Annotated in this window: 1 pseudogene; it reads left to right on the top strand. The window is 59.8% G+C overall.

The annotated features are described in order from the left end of the window. Positions 1-74 precede the first annotated feature (74 nt). Positions 75-575 (top strand): annotated as a pseudogene (locus NKH73_RS32545) (amidase family protein); the annotation flags it as partial.

Genomic DNA, 575 nt, shown 5'->3' with positions numbered 1-575 from the left:
TAACTGCGCTCGAAAGGACGCCTTAAGAGCGCAGCTTCGCTACCGGGCCATGCTCCCGCAAGGCGGCCCTCGCCGGAGAGGTACGCGGATCTACGCGTATTCCAGCATCCTATTGTGGACTTGTGGGCCTTAATCCGTCTCGTGGTCGCATCTCTGGAGGGCCGAATGGGCAGGACCCGGGTCATGGTATTAGCCGAAGGTTCGTCGTCTCCCGGACTGTTCGCGACATGGCGGCCGCGCTGGACGTGCTGTCTGGAAGCTATCCCGGGGACCCGTTCCTTATCCCCGGACCTGAACGCCCTTACGTTGAAGAGCTCTCAAGCCCGAGCGGCCGCTTAAAGATCGGCGTCGCATTGGATTCATGGGCGGAAGTAAAGCTCGATCCGGAAATTCGCGACCGGGTGGCGGAAACGGCTAAAGTGCTTGAAGGCATGGGCCATATCGTAGAGGAAATCCCTGCGCCGTTTTCTGCCTCAGAGTTTCTAGATTTTCTGTACCCATCCGGTGAAGACCGCAGACGTGTATCCGGCGGCCATGAGCCCCTGAGCACCGCGGTGCCGGCGTCAAGCTTTCTT

It is taken from the genome of Mesorhizobium sp. M0938 (assembly GCF_040319125.1).
GTDB lineage: Bacteria > Pseudomonadota > Alphaproteobacteria > Rhizobiales > Rhizobiaceae > Mesorhizobium > Mesorhizobium robiniae.
Note: the sequence above shows the minus strand (reverse complement) of the source record. Positions and strands in the feature narration are given on the sequence as shown.